Source organism: Sorangium sp. So ce185, assembly GCF_051526825.1.
Classification (GTDB): Bacteria; Myxococcota_A; Polyangia; order Polyangiales; family Polyangiaceae; genus Sorangium; species Sorangium cellulosum_D.
Window position 1 is genome coordinate 322,385 of the sequence record NZ_CP150316.1, and the last position, 18,160, is coordinate 340,544.

Annotated in this window: 19 protein-coding genes; 9 read left to right on the forward strand and 10 right to left on the reverse strand. The window is 69.2% G+C overall.

Annotation, left to right across the window (positions count from 1 at the left end; all coding sequences use genetic code 11):
* Window position 1 precedes the first annotated feature (1 nt).
* Complete coding sequence (locus WMF26_RS01225) at window positions 2–637, reverse strand: HD domain-containing protein (RefSeq protein WP_437998806.1); 636 nt, start codon at window positions 635–637, stop codon at window positions 2–4.
* 81 nt (window positions 638–718) lie between these two features.
* Window positions 719–1,726: a GlxA family transcriptional regulator gene (locus tag WMF26_RS01230; protein ID WP_437998807.1), complete on the reverse strand. Its 1,008-nt coding sequence runs from the start codon at window positions 1,724–1,726 to the stop codon at window positions 719–721.
* Between the two features lie 209 nt (window positions 1,727–1,935).
* On the opposite strand from WMF26_RS01230, the gene WMF26_RS01235 reads away from it, so the two are divergent.
* Together WMF26_RS01235 and WMF26_RS01240 are read left to right on the forward strand one after the other, a co-directional pair.
* Window positions 1,936–2,178: an addiction module protein gene (locus tag WMF26_RS01235; RefSeq protein WP_020464932.1), complete on the forward strand. Its 243-nt coding sequence runs from the start codon at window positions 1,936–1,938 to the stop codon at window positions 2,176–2,178.
* Window positions 2,175–2,501, forward strand: coding sequence for a type II toxin-antitoxin system RelE/ParE family toxin (locus WMF26_RS01240; RefSeq protein WP_437998808.1), 327 nt, complete (start codon window positions 2,175–2,177; stop codon window positions 2,499–2,501). Before WMF26_RS01235 ends, WMF26_RS01240 begins: the two co-directional genes overlap by 4 nt.
* Here the strand turns inward: WMF26_RS01240 and WMF26_RS01245 are convergent.
* The 5 genes from WMF26_RS01245 to WMF26_RS01265 all read right to left on the reverse strand — a co-directional run bounded on the left by WMF26_RS01245 (window position 2,441) and on the right by WMF26_RS01265 (window position 5,365).
* Entirely contained in the window at window positions 2,441–2,824 is a 384-nt protein-coding gene (locus tag WMF26_RS01245; protein ID WP_437998809.1) for a hypothetical protein, read from the reverse strand. The two genes, WMF26_RS01240 and WMF26_RS01245, sit on opposite strands and share 61 nt — an antisense overlap.
* Before the next feature lie 52 nt (window positions 2,825–2,876).
* Window positions 2,877–3,128, reverse strand: a complete 252-nt coding sequence (locus tag WMF26_RS01250; protein WP_104985568.1) for a hypothetical protein — start codon at window positions 3,126–3,128, stop codon at window positions 2,877–2,879.
* A 260-nt stretch (window positions 3,129–3,388) separates the two neighbouring features.
* Window positions 3,389–3,610, reverse strand: coding sequence for a hypothetical protein (locus WMF26_RS01255; RefSeq protein WP_437998810.1), 222 nt, complete (start codon window positions 3,608–3,610; stop codon window positions 3,389–3,391).
* A gap of 469 nt (window positions 3,611–4,079) precedes the next feature.
* On the reverse strand, window positions 4,080–4,706 hold the full coding sequence (locus WMF26_RS01260) for a JAB domain-containing protein (RefSeq protein ID WP_438002507.1): 627 nt from the start codon (window positions 4,704–4,706) through the stop codon (window positions 4,080–4,082).
* Between the two features lie 5 nt (window positions 4,707–4,711).
* A complete protein-coding gene (locus WMF26_RS01265; RefSeq protein ID WP_437998811.1) occupies window positions 4,712–5,365 on the reverse strand; it encodes an RNA polymerase sigma factor in 654 nt (217 codons plus the stop codon).
* Window positions 5,366–5,526: 161 nt separating this feature from the next.
* Here WMF26_RS01265 and WMF26_RS01270 point away from each other — a divergent pair, with 161 nt between their 5' ends.
* The gene (locus WMF26_RS01270) at window positions 5,527–5,805 is read left to right on the forward strand and encodes a helix-turn-helix domain-containing protein (RefSeq protein WP_020464947.1); all 279 of its coding nucleotides are present in this window, start codon (window positions 5,527–5,529) and stop codon (window positions 5,803–5,805) included.
* A 365-nt stretch (window positions 5,806–6,170) separates the two neighbouring features.
* On the opposite strand, the gene WMF26_RS01275 is transcribed toward WMF26_RS01270, so the two are convergent.
* Window positions 6,171–7,121, reverse strand: coding sequence for an integron integrase (locus WMF26_RS01275; RefSeq protein WP_437998812.1), 951 nt, complete (start codon window positions 7,119–7,121; stop codon window positions 6,171–6,173).
* Window positions 7,122–7,638: 517 nt separating this feature from the next.
* Between WMF26_RS01275 and WMF26_RS01280 the strand changes: the two genes are divergently transcribed.
* Window positions 7,639–8,697, forward strand: coding sequence for a hypothetical protein (locus tag WMF26_RS01280; protein ID WP_437998813.1), 1,059 nt, complete (start codon window positions 7,639–7,641; stop codon window positions 8,695–8,697).
* A gap of 214 nt (window positions 8,698–8,911) precedes the next feature.
* On the forward strand, window positions 8,912–10,417 hold the full coding sequence (locus WMF26_RS01285) for a hypothetical protein (protein WP_437998814.1): 1,506 nt from the start codon (window positions 8,912–8,914) through the stop codon (window positions 10,415–10,417).
* 185 nt (window positions 10,418–10,602) lie between these two features.
* Here WMF26_RS01285 and WMF26_RS01290 read toward each other — a convergent pair whose 3' ends face one another.
* Entirely contained in the window at window positions 10,603–11,025 is a 423-nt protein-coding gene (locus WMF26_RS01290) for a YkgJ family cysteine cluster protein (protein ID WP_437335418.1), read from the reverse strand.
* A gap of 34 nt (window positions 11,026–11,059) precedes the next feature.
* Here WMF26_RS01290 and WMF26_RS01295 point away from each other — a divergent pair, with 34 nt between their 5' ends.
* Window positions 11,060–11,905, forward strand: a complete 846-nt coding sequence (locus tag WMF26_RS01295) for an AraC family transcriptional regulator (RefSeq protein WP_437998815.1) — start codon at window positions 11,060–11,062, stop codon at window positions 11,903–11,905.
* A gap of 245 nt (window positions 11,906–12,150) precedes the next feature.
* Window positions 12,151–13,236: a hypothetical protein gene (locus WMF26_RS01300; protein ID WP_437998816.1), complete on the forward strand. Its 1,086-nt coding sequence runs from the start codon at window positions 12,151–12,153 to the stop codon at window positions 13,234–13,236.
* 329 nt (window positions 13,237–13,565) lie between these two features.
* On the opposite strand, the gene WMF26_RS01305 is transcribed toward WMF26_RS01300, so the two are convergent.
* Entirely contained in the window at window positions 13,566–13,925 is a 360-nt protein-coding gene (locus WMF26_RS01305; protein ID WP_437953530.1) for an EthD domain-containing protein, read from the reverse strand.
* Between the two features lie 213 nt (window positions 13,926–14,138).
* On the opposite strand from WMF26_RS01305, the gene WMF26_RS01310 reads away from it, so the two are divergent.
* Together WMF26_RS01310 and WMF26_RS01315 are read left to right on the forward strand one after the other, a co-directional pair.
* A complete protein-coding gene (locus WMF26_RS01310; protein ID WP_437953532.1) occupies window positions 14,139–14,711 on the forward strand; it encodes a TetR/AcrR family transcriptional regulator in 573 nt (190 codons plus the stop codon).
* A gap of 193 nt (window positions 14,712–14,904) precedes the next feature.
* Window positions 14,905–17,865, forward strand: coding sequence for an RHS repeat domain-containing protein (locus tag WMF26_RS01315; RefSeq protein WP_437998817.1), 2,961 nt, complete (start codon window positions 14,905–14,907; stop codon window positions 17,863–17,865).
* The last annotated feature ends 295 nt before the right edge of the window (window positions 17,866–18,160 follow it).

Below are 18,160 nucleotides of genomic sequence, written 5' to 3' on the forward strand. Positions count from 1 at the left end.
CTCAGCTGTCGAAGGGGGCGCCCTCGAGGAGGGCGCTCGCGTCGAAGGGCTGAAAACCCGGCACGTAGCGGCGGCCGAAGTCCGAGAGGAAATTGCCGGCCGTGGTGTGCGGCTTCCGCTCCACGACGCCGCAGAGGGCGCGCCGGAAATCCTGCTTCATCGCGAGCCGCGGATACGCCCTCAGGATCTCCTCGACCGCTCCGCGCGGCAGCGCCTCCAGCCCGAGGCCGCCGTAATCGATCCCGATCCCGAGGTGGGCGATGGCGACCTCCGGCTCCTTGTGCGGGGCGATGCCCAGGCTTGTGTGCAGCGCGATGGCGTCCCACACGAGGGACGCCTTCTCCCGGGGCAGGCCGCGCTCGGCGAGGAAGGTCCGGGCGGCGTTGGCGCCGTCGACCTCGAAGCGCTCGGGGCCGGCGAAGCGCTCGGTCAGGCCGAGGTCGTGCAGGACCACGGAGAGGTAGAGCAGCTCGCGGTCGCAGGCGAGGCCGCGCTGCCGGGCCGCGAGCTCGCCGAAGTAGTACGAGCGCATCACGTGGTGGAAGAGGTAAGGGGCCGAGACCTCGCGCGCGAGCGCGGTCGCGTCCTGGGCGAGGCGCGTGTCGGGGGCGTGGATTCCTGCGATCGCTGTGGTCATGGCGGGGGCTCCTGTCTGCCGGCGAAGGCCGAGCGAGAGGAGGGTGCGCGCTCGCTGGCCGGGCGCCCCGCCGAACTGCGGTCATTTCCTGCCACGCGCGCGGGCGTTCCCGGAGAAGCGCTCCCGGTACTCGAGCGGTCCCACGCCGAGCCGGCGCAGGAAGGTGCGGCGCAGGTTCTGCTCGTCGCCGAAGCCGCACTGGTGGGCGATCCGCTTGAGCGGGAGGTCCGTGCCCGCGACGGCCTGGCAGGCGGCCTCGAGGCGCATGGCCGCGACCGTCTTCGCCGGCGTTTGCCCGAGCGCGGCCGTGTACGCGCGCGCGAAGGTGCGCGGGCTCATCCCCGCCTGCGCGGCCAGGCGCTCGACGCGGAGATCGCCGGCGAGGCGGTCGGCCATCCAGGCGTGCAGGTCGGCGAAGGTGCCGCCCTCGGCGGCCTGCGCCGCGAGCGGCGCGCTGAACTGCGACTGGCCGCCAGGCCGCTTGAGGAACACGACGAGCAGCCGGGCGACCGCCATCGCCGCGCGGTGCCCGAGGTCCTCCTCGACGAGCGCGAGGGCGAGGTCGATGCCCGCGGAGATGCCGGCCGAGGTCCAGATCGAGCCGTCGCGCAGGTAGACGGAGTCCGCGTCGACGCGGACGCGCGGGTGGCGCTCCGCGAGGAGCGGCGCGGAGCGCCAGTGGGTCGCGGCGCGGCGACCGTCGAGCAGGCCCGCGGCGGCGAGGAGGAAGGCGCCCGTGCACACGGCGCAGGTGCGGCGCACGCGCGGCGCGCGGCGGGCGAGCCAGGCGACGAGATCCGGCGGCACGGCCGGGGCCTCCGGCGGCCCGCTGCCCGGCACGATCAGGGTGTCGATGGCCTCGTCGTCGAGCGCCGCGAGCGGCTCGGCACAGGCCGCGAGCCCGGTCGTGGTGCGCACCGGCCCGCCGGCCGTCGAGGCGACGATCGCGCGATACGGCGGAGGAGCGCCCGGCGCGCGCAGGGTGTTCGCCACGCTGAAGGCCTCGAGAGGGCCGGCGAGATCGAGCAGCGCGACGCCCTCGAAGGCGAGCAGGACGACGAGGCGGGGCTGGGTGAAGCTCGGTGGCATGAGGGGAGAGTAGATAGATCGAGGCGGGCCAGGCGGGGGCGCGGCAGAGCGGGAATGCGCGCGCTCCCGCGGGCGCCCGCGCCACGACGGGATCGGTGCGCCGCCCGGGAGAGGGGGCGTCGAGGGGGGTTCGCCGTCGGCGCCGCTCGTTCTCGACCGCGAGGGGCGTGTGCTGCGCCGTCGCGGTACCTCGTGGTATCTTGCGGCTCATGGAACGAGCCATCCAGGCCCCGCCGCCCGGCTTCGACGATCTCACCGTGCACGAGCAGATCGAGTACGTCCAGGCGCTCTGGGAGCGGATCGCGGCGAGGGAGGACGAGGTGCCGGTACCCGAGTGGCACAAGGCCGAGCTCGATCGCCGGCTCTCCGAGTACGAGGCCGCACCGGATGCTGGCCGGTCCTGGGAACAGGTCGAGGCCGACCTCCGTGCACGCCTCGCGACGCGTCGATGAGCCGGCTCCTTGTTCGCCCGTCTGCCGAGCTGGACATCCGGGAGGCGGCGGACTGGTACGAGGGCGAGGAGGACGGGCTGGGCGGACAGTTTGTCGATGAGCTATGGCACATCGTCCGCCGGATCAGCGATCTCCCGTCGCAGTTCCCCGACGTCGGGCGGGGTGTCCGGCGCGCGCTGCTCAAGCGATTCCCCTATGCGGTCTACTTTCTGCTCTGTGGCGAAGGAAACGAGCGGGCAACGGTCATCCTCGCCGTACTCCATCAGCGGCGTAGCCCGTCTGTTTGGAAGAAGCGCGATCGAGACGAAGGTGGAATGGGCTGACCCGGCCCTGGTGTCGGCGGGCGCCGGCGACTGAACTCGACCTCATCGTAGGGGCTCGGCCCGAGAGCGAAGATATCGATCTTCGTCACCATCGGCAGGTAGAAGATGTTCGCGCAGCTTCGGCGGATCAGGGAGTCGCGAAGCATGTCTTGATCCACCTCGAAGTCCGGGCCGAGCAGCTCCGCGAACGCGCGCACATGGCGGGGCATCATCGCGACGACCAGATCGATATCGTTCGTCGCGCGCGGCTCACCTTGGAGGGAGCTCGCGAGGCTGCCGCCGATGAAGTACTCGCAGCCGAGGCTCTCGAGCGCGGCGGCCACGCGCAACGCCACGTCGAGCGCGGAGACGACATCCGTCGAGCTGCTCATGACGTCACGTGGCGTCGGCCGGCACGTGACCGAACAGCCGGCGCGCGCAGTCGTGCCCGTACAGCCTCACCGCAAGGCGGACGCGAAGCTCCTGGTCGTCCGCCCCGGGGTGGCGAGCACGGATGCTTGCGAGGGCGAGCTCACGGACCGCCTGGCTCAGCCGCATCGCAGCCTCGAGCCGCTTTTCCGGAGGCATGCGCCGGAGCAGCTCGTGGTAGCGAGCGTCCGCTTGCGGCGAGGTGTCGACCATCGACATACATCATGAGTCTAGCAGAAATCGCTCGCACGGGAAGGGCTCGCCGCTGGTCCCTCGCGAGGCGGGGTGTCGTTCCGGCGGGGTGCCCTCCCTCGCCCCACGCTCGCACCTGGCCGACATCGGAGTTCCTTGCCAGATCCAGCGGAGCCGACCTCCCATCATCCTGCCGTGCAGGAGCGCATGCGTCGATCGAAGCCGGCCTTCAGTTACCCGCGAGCCCGTCATTGATCACGAAACCGACATGGTCACCGACGAGCGCTTCAACGACGCGCCGAAAGTCGGTGACCACGGGCTGCATTCGCTTCCTCGATGAACTCCAGTGCCTTCCGCAGCCGTTCGACTCTCTCGATGGGAGTCAGGCGCAGGTTCTCGGCGATGAGCGAGGCGTCAACGCCGGGAGGGGACTCTTTCCAATATCCGCTGATCCCAGCTCTTCTCGGCGTGGGAGGGTCCAGCCCCTGTTCGTTCGGCTTGACGATCATGCATCGGCGTCGGGCTCCTGACCCACTGTACCACGGTGGTGATCCGCGACGATAGCGGGCGAGCAACCCTCTTGAGGCCGGTCGGCTGTCGCCCTGAACGCGTACGCTCGTCGCACTCCTCCCGCCTTGGACGTCGCCGCGGCCGGGGGGCTCCCACCGCCCAACCTCGCGAGCGCCTTGCTCGCGCGCCATCCACGTTGAGGTCGCACGTCGGGCGCACGATGCCGGGCCTCGGTGCGGACGCCGGCGCGCCAGCGGTCGCCGGAGGCGATGCGTGAGTGCAGATCGACCTCGATGCAGTGCCCGGGGTCGGGTCCCGCGGTGGCGCCCTGTGCTCCAGCACTTCGTGCCCTCGCCTGCGGCTCACGGAACCGCCGGCCGGGCCGGTGCGCGGGCGGCTTTCGGCTGGATGCGCAGGGGCGGGGTGCCGCGCCGCAGGGGCGCAGCGTCCCGCGAGTCCCGCGAGGGCCTACTCGTGGACGGCGGCGTAGCGGCCGCTGGGGGTGACGATGACGTGGGCGGTGAGCGGGACGTGCAGCTCCGCGGAGAGGTGGCGCAGCTCCAAGGTCATCGCTTCGTCTTCGCGGGTGGGCGTCGGGTCGCCGCTGGGGTGGTTGTGGGCCAGGACGAAGCTGTGGGCGGCCATGTCCAGCGCCGTGCGCAGGACGGTGGAGCGGCCGACGTAGAGGGCGTCGTCGGAACCACGGGCGAGCAGGCGCGTCTCGCGGACGCGGCCGTGAGCGTCGAGCGCGGCGATCCAGAGCTCCTCGTGGACCAGGGAGGCGAGCCGCGGGCCGAAGTACCGCGCCACGCGGGCGGCGTCGGTGAGGAGCGCGCCGCGGCGCGCGCGGGCGGCGTGGTAGCGGCGGCCGAGCTCGAAGGCGGCGGCGAGCCGGGTCGCGTCGAAGAGGGCGATCTGGGTGCGCTCGGCTAGCGCCGCGGGCGAGAGGCGGCCGAGGGAGGGGAGAGCGGCCGTGCCGAGGAGGCGCGGGCCGACGCCGGGCAGGCCGAGCACCATCTCGAGGAGGGCGGCCTCGGTCGCGGTCGGCAGCTCGGCCGCCGTCTCGGCGGGGGCATCGACGGGGGCGCGGCTCATCGGGCTCATCGGGGCCACCTCCGAGAGCGGGTGAGGGCGCGGGCGAAGAGGCGGCGCGCGAGGCGGAGGCGGGTGGCGACCGTGGGGCGCGGGAGCGAGAGGGAGGCGGCGATCTCGAGCGAGGAAAGGCCGGTGGCGGCGAGCGACAGGATCTCGCGCAGCTCGGGGCGGAGACGGTGGAAGGCGCGGAGGAGGCCGCGGGCGACGAGGCGGGCCTCGGGAGAGGGGGCGGCGAAGGCGGAGAGGCGGTCCGGGTCGACCGCGGGGAGCTCGTGGCGGCGGTGGGCCTTGTCGCGGTACTGCGAGGCATGCCGCGAGGCGATGCCGGCGAGCCAGCGGCGGAGGGCGTCGGCGGGAGGAAGGGCGGGGGAGGGGCGGAAGCGGCCGGCGCGCAGGCTGCGCCAGGCGCCGAGGAGGGTGTCCTGGGTGAGGTCGTCGAGATCGGCGGGGAGGACGCCGCGGGCGTGGAGGGTGCGGCGGATGAGCGGGCGCTGTTCGAGGAGCGCGGTGGGGTCGAGGTAGACGGCGGGGTGCGGGGGCTGGTGATGAAGGGGTATGGGCGGGCGGGCGAGCCGGATGAGAGCAGCGGGACGGGGACGGCGACGGGAGGGCGGATCGATCTCTTGGCCCTGATCAGGGCGTAGACGTACGGTTTCCATGTCGGACCTCGTGCAAGCGGGGTTCGGCCACGCCTCCGGACGGTGCCAGCCGTCGCGGGGGCACTTTGTGTTTTGTTCAGGGTACGTGCGAGGCGCGATCCGAGTCAAGGAAAGTCGCCATCCACGACTACTTTTGGCCTGCCCAGGTTCAGCCCGTGGCGATGGAACCCATCGAGACTGATACGGTTTTTCGGTACATCGCGGCGAACGTGCAGCGGCTTCGGGTCAGGCGAGGGCTGACCCAGGACGAGCTGGCGGCAGCGGCGGACGTGAGCCCTGGCCTTCTCCATCGCCTCGAACGCGCCAAGACCAACGTCAGCGTCGCGGCGCTTGTGGCGATCGCCAACGCCCTCGGCGTGACACCAGCAGCACTGTTCCGGCCAGCCGAGATGCCGGAGACGACGCGCGGGAGGCCGCGCAAGCGTCTCGCCGGCCCTTGACGGCCATCCCTCGCTGCCCGCAGTCGACCGCCTACGGCTATCGCCGGTGCTCCTCACCGTGACGCAGAGCTGGCGCATGCTTTGCGCAGACGCTGCACCGCGCCGCGGCGAACTCTACAGGCCGTAGCAGCTTGAGGGCCCCAGCCGATGACTGGCCGGGTCATTGCAGGGCCACTTCTTCGCTTCGGAGGGGTAGGGCATCGAGGAACCGCTCGCGCCTTCGTCCGTTGGAGAGCCCGCTCGGTCCTGCGCTGGCCTCCTTGACAAGGTGAGCCAGCCGTCGGCTAGGCTACCTTTCCACGATGCATGGGGGCGGCACGAGGGGGTGGGGGCGGAGTTCAAGGCGCTCCACGCGGAAGCGGCGGTCAGCGGTCGAGAGGACTGATTACGCCGAGAGGGCCGCGGTCGACGATGTGGGTGTAGATCATCGTGGTCCGCACATCCTTGTGGCCGAGCAATGTCTGGATCGTCCGGATGTCGGTGCCCGCCTCGAGCAGGTGGGTCGCGAAGCTGTGGCGGAGGGTATGGCATGTCGCGCGCTTGGTGAGCCCCGACGCCCGTCCGGCATTGTTCACGGCCCTTTGCACCGCCGATTCGTGCAGGTGGTAGAGGACCTGTCGACCCGTCGCTGGATCGGTGCAAGGGCGAGAGGCGGGGAAGAGGTACTGCCAGGGGAGGCTCGTGGCTGCTCCTGGCATCTCCGCTCGCAGAGCGTGGGGCAGGTCGACCTCGCCGCGGCCAGCCGCGAGTTCCTTCTTGTGCCGTTGCGCCACGGCGTCGAGCTGGGCCTGCAGCTCGTCGCGCGCCCGAGCGGGGAGCAAGGCCGGCCGGTCGTGCTGTCCTTTCCCGCGGCGCACCATGATTTGCCGTCGATCAAGGTCGACGTCTTTGACGCGAATCGAAAGCGCTTCGAGGAGGCGGAGGCCGCTTCCGTAGAGGAGCTCGCCGATGAGTCGAAAAGGTGGGATCAGGTGCTCGAGCAAGGTGAGAGCGTCCTTTCGCGAGAGGACCGTGGGGAGGTGCTCCGGCCGGCGGGCACGCTCGAGCGCTCCGAGCCGGGGGATCTGCAGGTCGAGGACCCGCTTGTAAAGGAAGAGGAGCGCGCACAGCGCTTGGTTCTGCGTGGACGCCGCGCTGCGGCGCGCGACCGCAACATCGTTGAGGAAGGCCGTGACCTCTTCCGCGCCCATCTGCCGTGGGTGCTTGCCGTGATGAAAGCGAATAAATGCCCGGATCCAGTGGACATACGCCTCTTCGGTACGCGGCGAGTAATGCAGGCGCCGGATGGTGGCGCGCACGGCTTCGATGAGGGTCATGGGGGTGGTTCCGATTGGTTGGGGCCGGTTCGTCGGACCCGCAGTGACCCTTATCGGCGCAGGGCGGGCGCGAGTTGCGGCGGCCAGCGGATATTTGGGCCGCACATCAGTCGCCCGAGGCAATCAATCACAGGCACGCATCTTGCTTCTCGGCACACCGTCGCCGTCCGAAGCCCATCAACGGCGATACGTAGTTGTGCAGCGGCGGCCTATCTCCGGAGATGCGCAGATAACCTGCGGAAGATCGCGGCCTATCCGCGGGAATATGTAGATATGCTGCGGGGTGCCGCGACTCATCCGCGAGAATACGGTGATCGGGCACCACGGTTCGCAGCCTACATGCAAAAATGCGAAGATATGTCGCGCGGGACAGATGATTGCGACGTTCGGCGCCAGAGCGCATAGCCGACGGTTGTTGTCGCCCAACACCTCATGCGGGGCGGGAACGCCGCGGGGCAAAGTACGTCGTGGCCGATGTCACCGCGCCGCGCCACGAGGTCGCCGGCCGGCGACGGTCGTGGTAGCGCTGCTCCTGATGGCGAAGGGCAACCGCACGGCGGCGACGCGCAAGGTTCGATCCTCGCAGCGACAGCGGCGTGTTCGCGTCTACACCGCCTGGCACCCGGTGCTCGTCGCGCTCCTGGAGCACGTGCTCCCCGAGGGCTGGTACCAGTGCATCTCGGAGTTCCAGCTCGCCCGCGAGCCCCTCCGCGTCGACATCGTCATCCTCCGTCGCAGCCGTCGCGGAGCCCCACCCAGGCCGCGCCTGCTCACGAGCGTGGTGGGCGAGCTGGCCGAGCACACGCTCGTGCACTTCAAGGGGCCGACCGACGAGCTCGAGCGCGACGACGCGCGCATGCTCCTCGCGTATGCGCTCCAGTACCTCGTGGTCGCCGAGATCGAAGCTCCCGCCGCGGTCGCCCTTCGCGTGCTCGCGCCCCGCCTGACCCCGCGCTTCACCGAGGCGCTGAGGTCGCTGGGCTGCACGCTCACACCGACCGGGCCGGGCACGCATGAGGGGCGGCTCGGGGTCTTCCCGCTGCGGGTGGTGGAGACGGTGCCCGCCAACGCTCGCGAGGGCGAGCATCTGCTGTACACTGTGACCCCTGGGATGGTCGCCGACCCCGGCGGCATCCCGGCGCTCTCCCCGGCGGAGATCGCGGTGTTCTGGGCGCTCCTGGAGCATGTCGAGCAGGTTCGACACCCCCTCCCGGGGCAGAGGAAGCGGCACATGAAGGACGAAAAGCGGGTCGTCGAGAGCTTCGAGCAGGCGCTGGCACGCCTCGTCGCGCGGCTGCCGCCCGAGCAGCGCCTCGCGGGGCTCGCCCCGGAGCAGGTGCTGCAGGCGTACGCGCCCGAGCAGCGCCTCGCGGGGCTCGCCCCCGAGCAGCGCCTCGCCGGGCTCACCGAGGCGCAGGCGGTGCTCGCGTTGCCGGACGCGATGCTTCGTGCGTTGTCGGAGGAGTACCTCGCGACGCTGCCCCGCCAAACGCAAGCGGCGATTCAGAAGCGCCTCGGGGCGGCATCGGGGCGGCAGCCCGCGCGACGACGAAAGGCGCGCGGCCCTTCAAAATGACGACGGGAGAACGCAAGCTGCGGTGGCGGTCGCGTGATTCGTTCTTCCTGACCGGGCGCCGAACATGCCAATGCGGCTGACGGCTCGGGCAACCGCGCTTCGCGCGGCAGCCCGCCCCGCAGCAGATTGGCAAGGCGTTGGGCCACGACTATCCAGTGGCTGGTGTTTGCGTCTCGACCGGCGTATGGTGGGGGAGATAGTCGAGAGGTAGGACATGAAGGACCAGCAAGGCGACGTAGAAGACGTCGACGTTCCCGACCTCACCCCGCCCGTTCCCGTGCCAGATGGGGTTCGCGGTCTTCTGTGCGCTCTCGCCTACGGCTGGACGCCAGTCCCTATGAAGTTCGGTCGCGTCGAGCAGTTTCGATGTGGTGGCGTCGATCTCTCCGACTCGGTGCAAGACCTGGTTCTGCACAACAACAGGCTGAAAGTGACGGTTGGGGGCGATGGATTGGCCGGGCTCATGCCTTTCCCCATGGATGCCCAGCTTGACGGGATGCTGGACGGGGGCGTTCGCCTCCACGGGCACATGATTCTCAGGATAAGCCGGTCCATGAGCGTCTCCCAAGAATTCGGAATGCGCGAGGTTGTCACGATCGAAGCCGGAACGTGGACCGCTGTCGAAGGAGATGCGCCATCGCTGTGGGTCGGGGTCGTCGAGGGCATGCGAGAGATCAATTTCAGCGGCAATCTCATCATTGAACGCAGAGTTGCGGATTGTCCTTCTGCTGGACATCGGCGTCACTTTGCCTTGTTCGGACGGTATAAGTACTACCTTGTTCAGCATCGCAGTAGTGATCGAAGCAGCATCGCCTGGCATCTCGTCGTCGACACGAACGGCACGGGGATGCCAGAGATGGAGGCCGTCGGCCGGGATTTTCTGGTGCTCGAGTTCGTGCTCGGCCGCCAGCTGTGCATGCCGATGTTGGTGGGGCTAGACTTGAGTCGGCGGACCGTCGCGTGCACGATCGGATTCGACAGGCGACGGCATCTCGAGAAACACAGCTTCCCGCCCGTGCCCCTGGAGCGCGACAACGACAAATGGATCGACGTCTCCTGGCCCTCCCTCTTCTTCGAGAAAATCAGTGCCGCATGGCGACAATTGCCTCACTCGGACAAGAGCTATTGGCTTGCGCTTGACATGTACCTCGATGCGATGCAGAGGCATCTCGACTTCGACTACATGCACCTTCAGATTGGACTGGAAGCATTCGCTTTCTGGCTACTCAAACAAAGGGGCCAGGGAGATCCGCTGGACGTCAAGAGCAAGGATGCGTGGGAGGCGTGGGTGCGAGAGAACAAGGAATCGATTCGGGAGCATGCCGTAGAGGGTCGCGAGGACGCACTCGTGATGAAGGTCAAGGGTGCGTGCCGACTCGCTTCAGGAAATGTCGTTCCTAGCGCCTTCCTTGCATACGGCTTGAAGCTCACCAAGAATCTTCGCGAAGAATTGCGTGGGCGAGATATCGTAGTGCATCAAGGACTGATGGCCCCCAACGGATATGACACGGTCGCCGACCTGCGCCGCGTAGCGCTCGTGCGAACCATGCTGGTGGCGCTGATTGGGCTGGCAGCCGGCTACCGCGGCGCCATCAATGGCTGGGAGGTTGGTGACCTCGGGTATCCGATGGAGCAGCAGGAGTGGTGGGAAGTCGCGGAGAGTGACCGAACATTCGCGGGACGCAGCTTCATCGCCGAGGAGCGCGTTTCGTCGTCGTAGCGGGCAAGGGCGGCGGGAGGAGGCGACTAGTGAGCACGATGGCGCGAAAGAGGCGAGACGCGGCCCAACTAGGCGCTGCACACCGACGACGCACCTGTGCCGGGCTAGGCCCGGCGCGGCGCCCCGCGGGTGAGCGCCAGGGCGTTCGGCGGGCGAGCGTGGTGCCACGACCGGTCGCATGAAGGCTAGGCTCTCGCAAAGTCCGCTTGTATTCGTCGGGTCAGCTCCGCAATAGCGCCTCGCAGGGCCTCCTCGTCGGTCGTCGTCTCGAGAAGCCCGAGAAGCGCGCGGACACGCCGTACCGATTCGAGCCGCGCCTCGAGCGGGCCGCCGTCGTGTCGCTGGCGGTCGTAGAGGCGACACGTGAAGGCACGGCAAGCGCGAGGACGGTCGGAGTAAATCGAGCATGCGCGTTGGGCCCCCAGCGTCGACAGCGACGAACACGGCTGCTCGAACGCGTTCCCTCGCTGGAGCACCTGGAGGCGATTCTTGCGCGCGCCGGGGAGCTCCTCGGGCTCGAGGGTGACGCCCCCGAACAGCGACCCGTCGCAACAGAGTCCACATGACCGACAGAGGGTCCCGAGCTCGGCTTCCATTCCGCTGCGCATGGGCCGAGAGAAGCAGGCGGGTGAGGGTTCCGTCTTGAAGAAACGCGACACATGCGCGATCCTCGACGCGATGGATCTGGCACGAGAACGTCGTCCGCTGCCCCCGCCGCGAGGTGTCTTGCAACGAACGCGCCCTGACGGCTTGCTCGTCAGCCGTCGCGTCGCGCCGTCGGAGGCGCTCGCCCCGTTCGTGCATCACTTCTGGGCGGTAGCGTGGGACCTGCGAACGCCGTTCACCGCCGAGGGCCTCTTGCATCCCACGGCGTGCCTCACCGTGGAGCTCGGGGGTCAGCAGGAAGTCGCCGGCGTGCGCACGGGCCGAACGGAAATGATTCGCCAGGGCGCCGGTCGCGTCTTCGGCATCACCTTTCGCCCGGCCGCATTTCAGCATCTTCTCCGTGCGCCGATGTCGAGCCTCACCGATCGGACGGTTCGGGTTGCGAGGGTGCTAGGGAAGGACGGTGAGCTCTGGGCACGCGCACTCAGCCGCGCGCCGGAATTCGAGGAGTCACTTTCGATCGCCGAGGCGTTCCTCGCGACGCGTCTTCAGCCACTCAGCCGCGATGCCGAGAGCACGCGCGACATCACCGAAAGGATGATGCGAGATCCATCGCTCTTGCGTTCGAGCGACGTTGCGACGGTGCTCGACGTCGACATTCGTTCGCTCCAGCGCCGGTTCCGTCACTACGTTGGCGTGGGACCGAAATGGGTCATCCGCCGCTATCGGCTGCACGAGGCGGCCGAACAGCTCAAGGCGGCAACCCCTCCCCCTCTCGCCGACCTCGCCGCCTCGCTCGGCTACGCCGACCAGGCCCATTTCGCGCGCGACTTCAAGCGCGTCGTCGGACGAACACCGGGGTCTTTCGCGGCCTCGTCGTAGCGCGGCCCAGCCGGAGGGAAGCATGCTGAGCGCCGCCGAACAGGGGGCTGGTGCTGACGGCGCGCCGAGCCTCGCGGGGCTCGGCACGCCGCCCCGCAGCACACCCGCAAATCGTTCGGCGCCGGAGAGCGTAGCCGACGGTTGCTGTCGCCCGACGCCCGATACGGGCGGGAACGCCGCGGGGCAAAGTACGTCGTGGCCGATGTCACCGCGCCGCGCCACGAGGTCGCCGGCCGGCGACGGTCGTGGTAGCGCTGCTCCTGATGGCGAAGGGCAACCGCATGGCGACGGCGCGCGAGGTTCGCTCCTCGCAGCGACAGCGGCGTGTTCGCGTCTACACCGCCTGGCACCCGGTGCTCGTCGCGCTCCTGGAGCACGTGCTCCCCGAGGGCTGGTACCAGTGCATCTCGGAGTTCCAGCTCGCCCGCGAGCCGCTCCGCGTCGACATCGTCATCCTCCGTCGCAGCCGTCGCGGAGCCCCACCCAGGCCGCGCCTGCTCACGAGCGTGGTGGGCGAGCTGGCCGAGCACACGCTGGTGCACTTCAAGGGGCCGACCGACGAGCTCGAGCGCGACGACGCGCGCATGCTCCTCGCGTACGCGCTCCAGTACCTCGTGGTTGCCGAGATCGACGATCCCGGCGCGGTCGCCCTCCGCGTGCTCGCGCCCCGCCTGACCCCGCGCTTCACCGAGGCGCTGAGGTCGCTGGGCTGCACGCTCACACCGACCGGGCCGGGCACGCAGGAGGGGCGGCTCGGGGTCTTCCCGCTGCGGGTGGTGGAGACGGTGGCCGCCAACGCTCGCGAGGGCGAGCATCTGCTGTACACTGTGACCCCTGGGATGGTCGCCGACCCCGGCGGCATCCCGGCGCTCTCCCCGGCGGAGGTCGCGGCGTTCTGGGCGCTCCTGGAGCATGTCGAGCAGGTTCGACACCCCCTCCCGGGGCAGAGGAAGCGGCACATGAAGGACGAAAAGCGGGTCGTCGAGAGCTTCGAGCAGGCGCTGGCACGCCTCGTTGCGCGGCTGCCGCCCGAGCAGCGCCTCGCGGGGCTCGCGCCCGAGCAGGTGCTGCAGGCGTACGCGCCCGAGCAGGTGCTGCAGGCGTACGCGCCCGAGCAGCGCCTCGCGGGGCTCGCGCCCGAGCAGCGCCTCGCAGGGCTCACCGAGGCGCAGGCGGTGCTCGCGTTGCCGGACGCGATGCTTCGTGCGCTGTCGGAGGAGTACCTCGCGACGCTGCCCCGCCAAACGCAGGCTGCGATTCAGAAGCGCCTCGGGGCGGCATCGGGGCGGCAGCCCGCGCGCCGACGAAAGACGCGCGGCCCTTCAAAATGACGACGGGAGAACGCAAGCTGCGGTGGCGGTCGCGTGATTCGTTCTTCCTGACCGGGTGCCGAACATGCCAATGCGGCTGACGGTTCGGGCAACCGCGCTTCGCTCGGCAGCCTGCCCCGCAGCAGATTGGCAAGGCGTTAGGCACACGGACGACAACGGAACGAGGACGCGACTGAGGACGCACATGTGGAGATGTCGGTGATCATCCCGTCCCGCGCAGGATCGGTGAAGACCGCGGCCACGTGATCGCCGGCGTTCAGCGGGTCTTCACCGGCATCGAACGCGGATTTCGTCGGTGACCTCCCCCGAATTCCCGCGGATTGCCCAGATCATCGACAGCTCTCGGATGTGACGCGCTCCTCGACGACGTAGGCCCAGTACCGCGACCGATCGAGGAACTTCTCCTCGTCCGCGACGACCCGCTCGCGGGTGCCTGGCGCGAAGATCTTCCCGAGCCACGCCTGCAAGGCGGCCCTGTCCGGAAACACGGTCTCCGTCACGACGTCGAAGCCGATCGCAGCATCCTCCATGTTCAGCGCGTCGCCTCGCTTCAGGTAGCTGCGCTTGTACACCGCGGGAACGGGCGCCAGGCTGCAGATGAACGGCACGTGCCTGTTCTCGTAGTAGTCGACGAAGTCGCGCACATCCATGCCTTCCCTCCTGGTGAGAAAGGCGAATAGCTTCACCATGTCGTTCCTCCTCTTCGCCGTCTTCGCCGGATCGAGCCCCGGCGACGAGGGCTCTCCGGCCGAGCTCATCGGCACCCGGGCCAGGTGAAGACGTGGCCAGCTCAGGCCTCCGGCCGCGCGGCTCCGGGAGCGACCGGATGGTTTTACGATACATAGTGTATCCAGTCAATCCAGTTCGCCTCGATCCGTCCGTCTCGGTGTAGGATGCGGGCGATGCCGAAGCTCTGGAACGACACCCTCGAGTCGCACCGCCGGGAGGTCCGCGACGCCATCCTCGATGCGGCCGCAGCCATCGCGACCGAGCGCGGGGTGCCCGCGGTCACGATGTCGGAGGTCGCGGAGCGCACGGGCATCGGACGCGCGACGCTCTACAAGTACTTCCCCGACGTGCAGGCGATCCTCGTCGCGTGGCACGAGCGGCAAGTCGGCCGCCACCTCGCAGAGCTCCTCGCCGCGCGCGACAAGGCGGGCGATCCAGAACGCCGGCTCGAGATCGCCCTGGGCACCTACGCCCGCATCACCCACGAGGAGCACGGGACCGAGCTCGTCGCCCTGCTGCGCCACGGTGAGCACGTCACCAGGGGCTATCAACAGCTCAGCGAGCTCCTCCGCGACCTGATCGCGGAGGGCGCGAAGCGCGGAAGGCTCCGCGATGACGTCCCCCCCGCCGAGCTCGCGAGCTTCTGCCTGCACGCACTCTCGGCGGCCAGCAGCATGCCTTCGCTGGCGGCGGTCCGCCGGCTCGTGTCCGTCACCATGGCCGGCCTTCAACCTCCGAAGCGCTGAGCCGCCGCCTCGTCGTACCCGCCCGCCAGCGGCCACCGCCGCGCCCCCCGCGCCCGGCGAGGGCAGGCCCGCCCTGCGCGGACCGCACCCGACTCGGGTTGGGCCGACTCGGGTTGGGGCGACCCGGGCTCCCCGCCGGCCCTTCCTGCCGCAGCCGCTCCGCACGCCCGGTCCGCTGGCGTATCCTCGGCGCATGGCCCGTACCGCCCCGGTCCCGAACATCCCTGCCATCCCCGGCATGAACCCCGGCGTCTTCGTCATGGGCGGAGGAGGAGGAGGCGGCGGGAGCGGGGCGCGCGGCGGCAACGGGTCGAAGAACGGCCAAGGCTCCGACGGAAAGAACGGCGGCAGCGGCGCCAGCGGCGGTGGCAAGAGCGCCTGCGGTTCCCCCGGGAAGGACGGCGGCGGATGCCCCCAGCACCACGGCGGGAGCAGTAGCGGCGCGGCGTCGCATGGAGATCCCATCGACGTGATCACCGGTCGCGTGTTCACCGCGCCCGTCGTGGACCTCGATCTTCCAGGGCCGCTGCCGCTCGAGCTCGCACGCTCGTATTCCACGACCAGCCGCGAGCGGGATATCGGCCTCGGCCACGGCTGGACGCACAGCTTCGCCTGGGAGGTGGAGCTGCGCCGCGGCGGCGGCGCGAAGGTCTGGACGGACGACGGCCTTGACGTGTCCTTCGGCGTCGTCGAGCGGGGCACGGGCGTCATCGGACCGCACGGATGGGTGCTCCACCGGCACGAGGAGGGGTTCGCGCTCGACGTGCCCGACGGCACGCGGCGAATCTTCGAGCCGGATCTCGGCGACCCGGCGCGCCGGCGCTTCCGCCTCGCTCGAGTTGAGGATCGCGCCGGGAACCGGATCCAGCTCCACTACCGCGGAGCATCGCTCTCGCGCATCGTCGACTCCGTTGGCCGGACAGTTCGTGTCCTGACGACACACGAGGGGCGAATCGCGGCGCTCGAGATCGTGTGCGCCTCCGGGAGGATCGTGCGCGCCGCGACGTACGAGCACGACCCAGCGGGAAATCTCGCCAAGGTCACCGACGCGGACGGCTACGCGACGGCGTACACGTACGACGACGACCATCGGCTCTCGTCGTACCGCCTGCCGACAGGCCTGGTCTTCTTCTTCCGCTACGATCGAGAGGGGCGCGGCATCGAGACGTGGGGGGAGCATGAGAGCGGCGTCGATCCGTGCCTCGAGGACGACTTGCCCGAACTCCTCGCGGACGGGCACACCAGGGCCAAGGGGATCCACCACGTCAAGATCGACTACGGCCCTCACGGTTACAGCGAGGTCGCCGACGCCGCGTGCGTGTTCCGGTACTTTGGCAACGCGCACGGCAAAGCCGACAAGGCGGTCGCGAACGGCCGCGTCTTCACCCGGACCTACGATGCGCGCGGGCACCTGACGTCGTACACGGACGCGATGGGCGCGACCACACGCTGGGAACGCGACCTGCTCGGCAACGAGACGCGCGTGATCGACGCGCTCGGCCAGGAGACGCACATCGAGCGCCTGCCGAACGGAGACATCACCCGGGTCGTCGATCCGGGCGGCGGCGAGACGGTCGTCGAGTACACGAAGGACGCGGTCCTCATCAAGGATCCCACCGGCGCGCTGTTCGAGCTGCGCTACGACGCGCGCGGCCTGCCCCTGCAGACGATGGCCCCCAACGGGCGGGGCCGGCGTTATCGCTACGACGACCACGCCAACGCCGTCGAGGCTTCGGACGAGCGCGGCGTCGTGCTCTGGCAAGCGACGTACGATGAGCTCGGGCGCTGCACATCGGTTTGCGACGAGAGCGGCGCGGTCACCTCCTACAAGTACAGCAACAAAGGGCTACTCGTGTCCCTGGAAGAGCCGGGCGGGCAGATCTGGCGGTTCGTTCACGATGGCCTGGGCAATGTGGTCGAGGAGATCGAGCCCGGCGGGCGGCGGAGGACGGGCGCAAGCCGGGAGTACGGCGGCGGCGATCTGCTCGTGCGCGCGGGCGCGACAGCGCTCGTCTGGGACGAATTCGGCAGGCTGACCGAGCGGCGCGCGCGGACCGATGCGGGCGAGCGCGTCACGTCGTACAGGTGGGCAGAGGCGGGTACGCTGTCCGAGGTGGTCTTGCCGGACGGGAGCGTGATCGAATATGCGTACGACGCGTTCGCGCGGCGGCTGAAGAAGGAGGTCTACCGGAGAGGCGCCGACGGAAACCGGCAGCTCCTCCGGCGCACACGGTTCTACTGGCACGGGAGCACCCTGCTGCACGAGGTCACCGACGCTGACGAGGTGAGGTTCGAGCGGTGGTATTGCTTCGATGACGACGGCGAGCCGCTGGCGCACCGGGAGAGCGTCCGGCGCGGCGGCGAGACCCACGAAGCCGCGTGGGTCTACTATGTCAACGACCTGGCTGGATTCCCGGAGCGGCTCCTCGGCGGCGACGGCCAGATCACCGCTGAGATCGCGAGGACGGCGTGGGGCGAAGCCGCGATGCGCGAGGGAGCGCGAGCGGCGACGCCGCTCAGGTTCCTCGGGCACTACGCCGACGCGGAGACGGGGCTCCACTACAACCGCTACCGCTACTACGATCCGGCGCTCGGCCGGTACATCTCGCCGGATCCGGTGGAGCCGCTCGGCGGGCTAAACACATTCGCTTACGCCAGGAACGATCCATTCGGCTACGGAGACCCGTGGGGGCTCGTCTATACGCGCATCGTCGACAACAGCACGCGGCCGGCGACGGTGCTGTACGAAGGATACAATATCGATGAGGCAAGGAACAAGAAGCCCGAAGCAGGTGGACAGATCCCGCACAGCTACCACAAGAACTCGTGCGCCGAGACTCAAGCGCTCCAGCGCATGAAGAATGACATCGTCGCCGAGGTCGAAGGCGAGCAGAACGCCGGCAAGAAGAGGGGGACCAAGAGGCAGCCATTCGTTCCGATGACCAGCGAGGAAAAGGAGGCAGAGGTAAACCGCCGGCTCAAAGCCAAATTCGACAACCCCAACGTCTCGATCGAGACATTTCAGAGTAAAGGCGGTAACCGCGTCAACCCTTGCGACCTGTGCCAGCAGATGTTCGCCAACCTCGGAATCAGCCACGCGGTGGTAGGGGAGGAGGGAAAGCGCGGCAAGTTCGGGAAGTACCGGCGAAGATGACGTATTATCCCCGCATTGAGGAGAGTTCGATGGAGGGACGGTTCTTTGGTGAAAGCCAGTCCAGAGCATTCGAGGCACTGCGATCCTGGCATGAAGCGGGGCGCCCGTCGGCGTGCGTCGTCCATGGTCCCTCCGGCGCAGGGAAGAGAACGGTCGTTGAACGCCTCTTCCGCTCGATCACGGGTCCTGGCACCCTGAAGCTCCTCGTCCACGCCGGACGCACGTTTGGCGCGGCCTTCGAGGAGGAAGTGCTCGCGCGGCTCTCGGCTGGCCCGTGGCCCGAAGGCACAGGATT

Coding starts and splice junctions, on each gene's coding strand:
- WMF26_RS01225 (WP_437998806.1), bottom strand. CDS start 637: ATGACCACAGCGATCGCAGGAATCCACGCCCCCGACACGCGCCTCGCC.
- WMF26_RS01230 (WP_437998807.1), bottom strand. CDS start 1,726: ATGCCACCGAGCTTCACCCAGCCCCGCCTCGTCGTCCTGCTCGCCTTC.
- WMF26_RS01235 (WP_020464932.1), top strand. CDS start 1,936: ATGGAACGAGCCATCCAGGCCCCGCCGCCCGGCTTCGACGATCTCACC.
- WMF26_RS01240 (WP_437998808.1), top strand. CDS start 2,175: ATGAGCCGGCTCCTTGTTCGCCCGTCTGCCGAGCTGGACATCCGGGAG.
- WMF26_RS01250 (WP_104985568.1), bottom strand. CDS start 3,128: ATGTCGATGGTCGACACCTCGCCGCAAGCGGACGCTCGCTACCACGAG.
- WMF26_RS01255 (WP_437998810.1), bottom strand. CDS start 3,610: ATGATCGTCAAGCCGAACGAACAGGGGCTGGACCCTCCCACGCCGAGA.
- WMF26_RS01260 (WP_438002507.1), bottom strand. CDS start 4,706: ATGAGCCGCGCCCCCGTCGATGCCCCCGCCGAGACGGCGGCCGAGCTG.
- WMF26_RS01265 (WP_437998811.1), bottom strand. CDS start 5,365: ATGGAAACCGTACGTCTACGCCCTGATCAGGGCCAAGAGATCGATCCG.
- WMF26_RS01270 (WP_020464947.1), top strand. CDS start 5,527: ATGGAACCCATCGAGACTGATACGGTTTTTCGGTACATCGCGGCGAAC.
- WMF26_RS01275 (WP_437998812.1), bottom strand. CDS start 7,121: ATGACCCTCATCGAAGCCGTGCGCGCCACCATCCGGCGCCTGCATTAC.
- WMF26_RS01285 (WP_437998814.1), top strand. CDS start 8,912: ATGAAGGACCAGCAAGGCGACGTAGAAGACGTCGACGTTCCCGACCTC.
- WMF26_RS01290 (WP_437335418.1), bottom strand. CDS start 11,025: ATGCGCAGCGGAATGGAAGCCGAGCTCGGGACCCTCTGTCGGTCATGT.
- WMF26_RS01305 (WP_437953530.1), bottom strand. CDS start 13,925: ATGGTGAAGCTATTCGCCTTTCTCACCAGGAGGGAAGGCATGGATGTG.
- WMF26_RS01310 (WP_437953532.1), top strand. CDS start 14,139: ATGCCGAAGCTCTGGAACGACACCCTCGAGTCGCACCGCCGGGAGGTC.
- WMF26_RS01315 (WP_437998817.1), top strand. CDS start 14,905: ATGGCCCGTACCGCCCCGGTCCCGAACATCCCTGCCATCCCCGGCATG.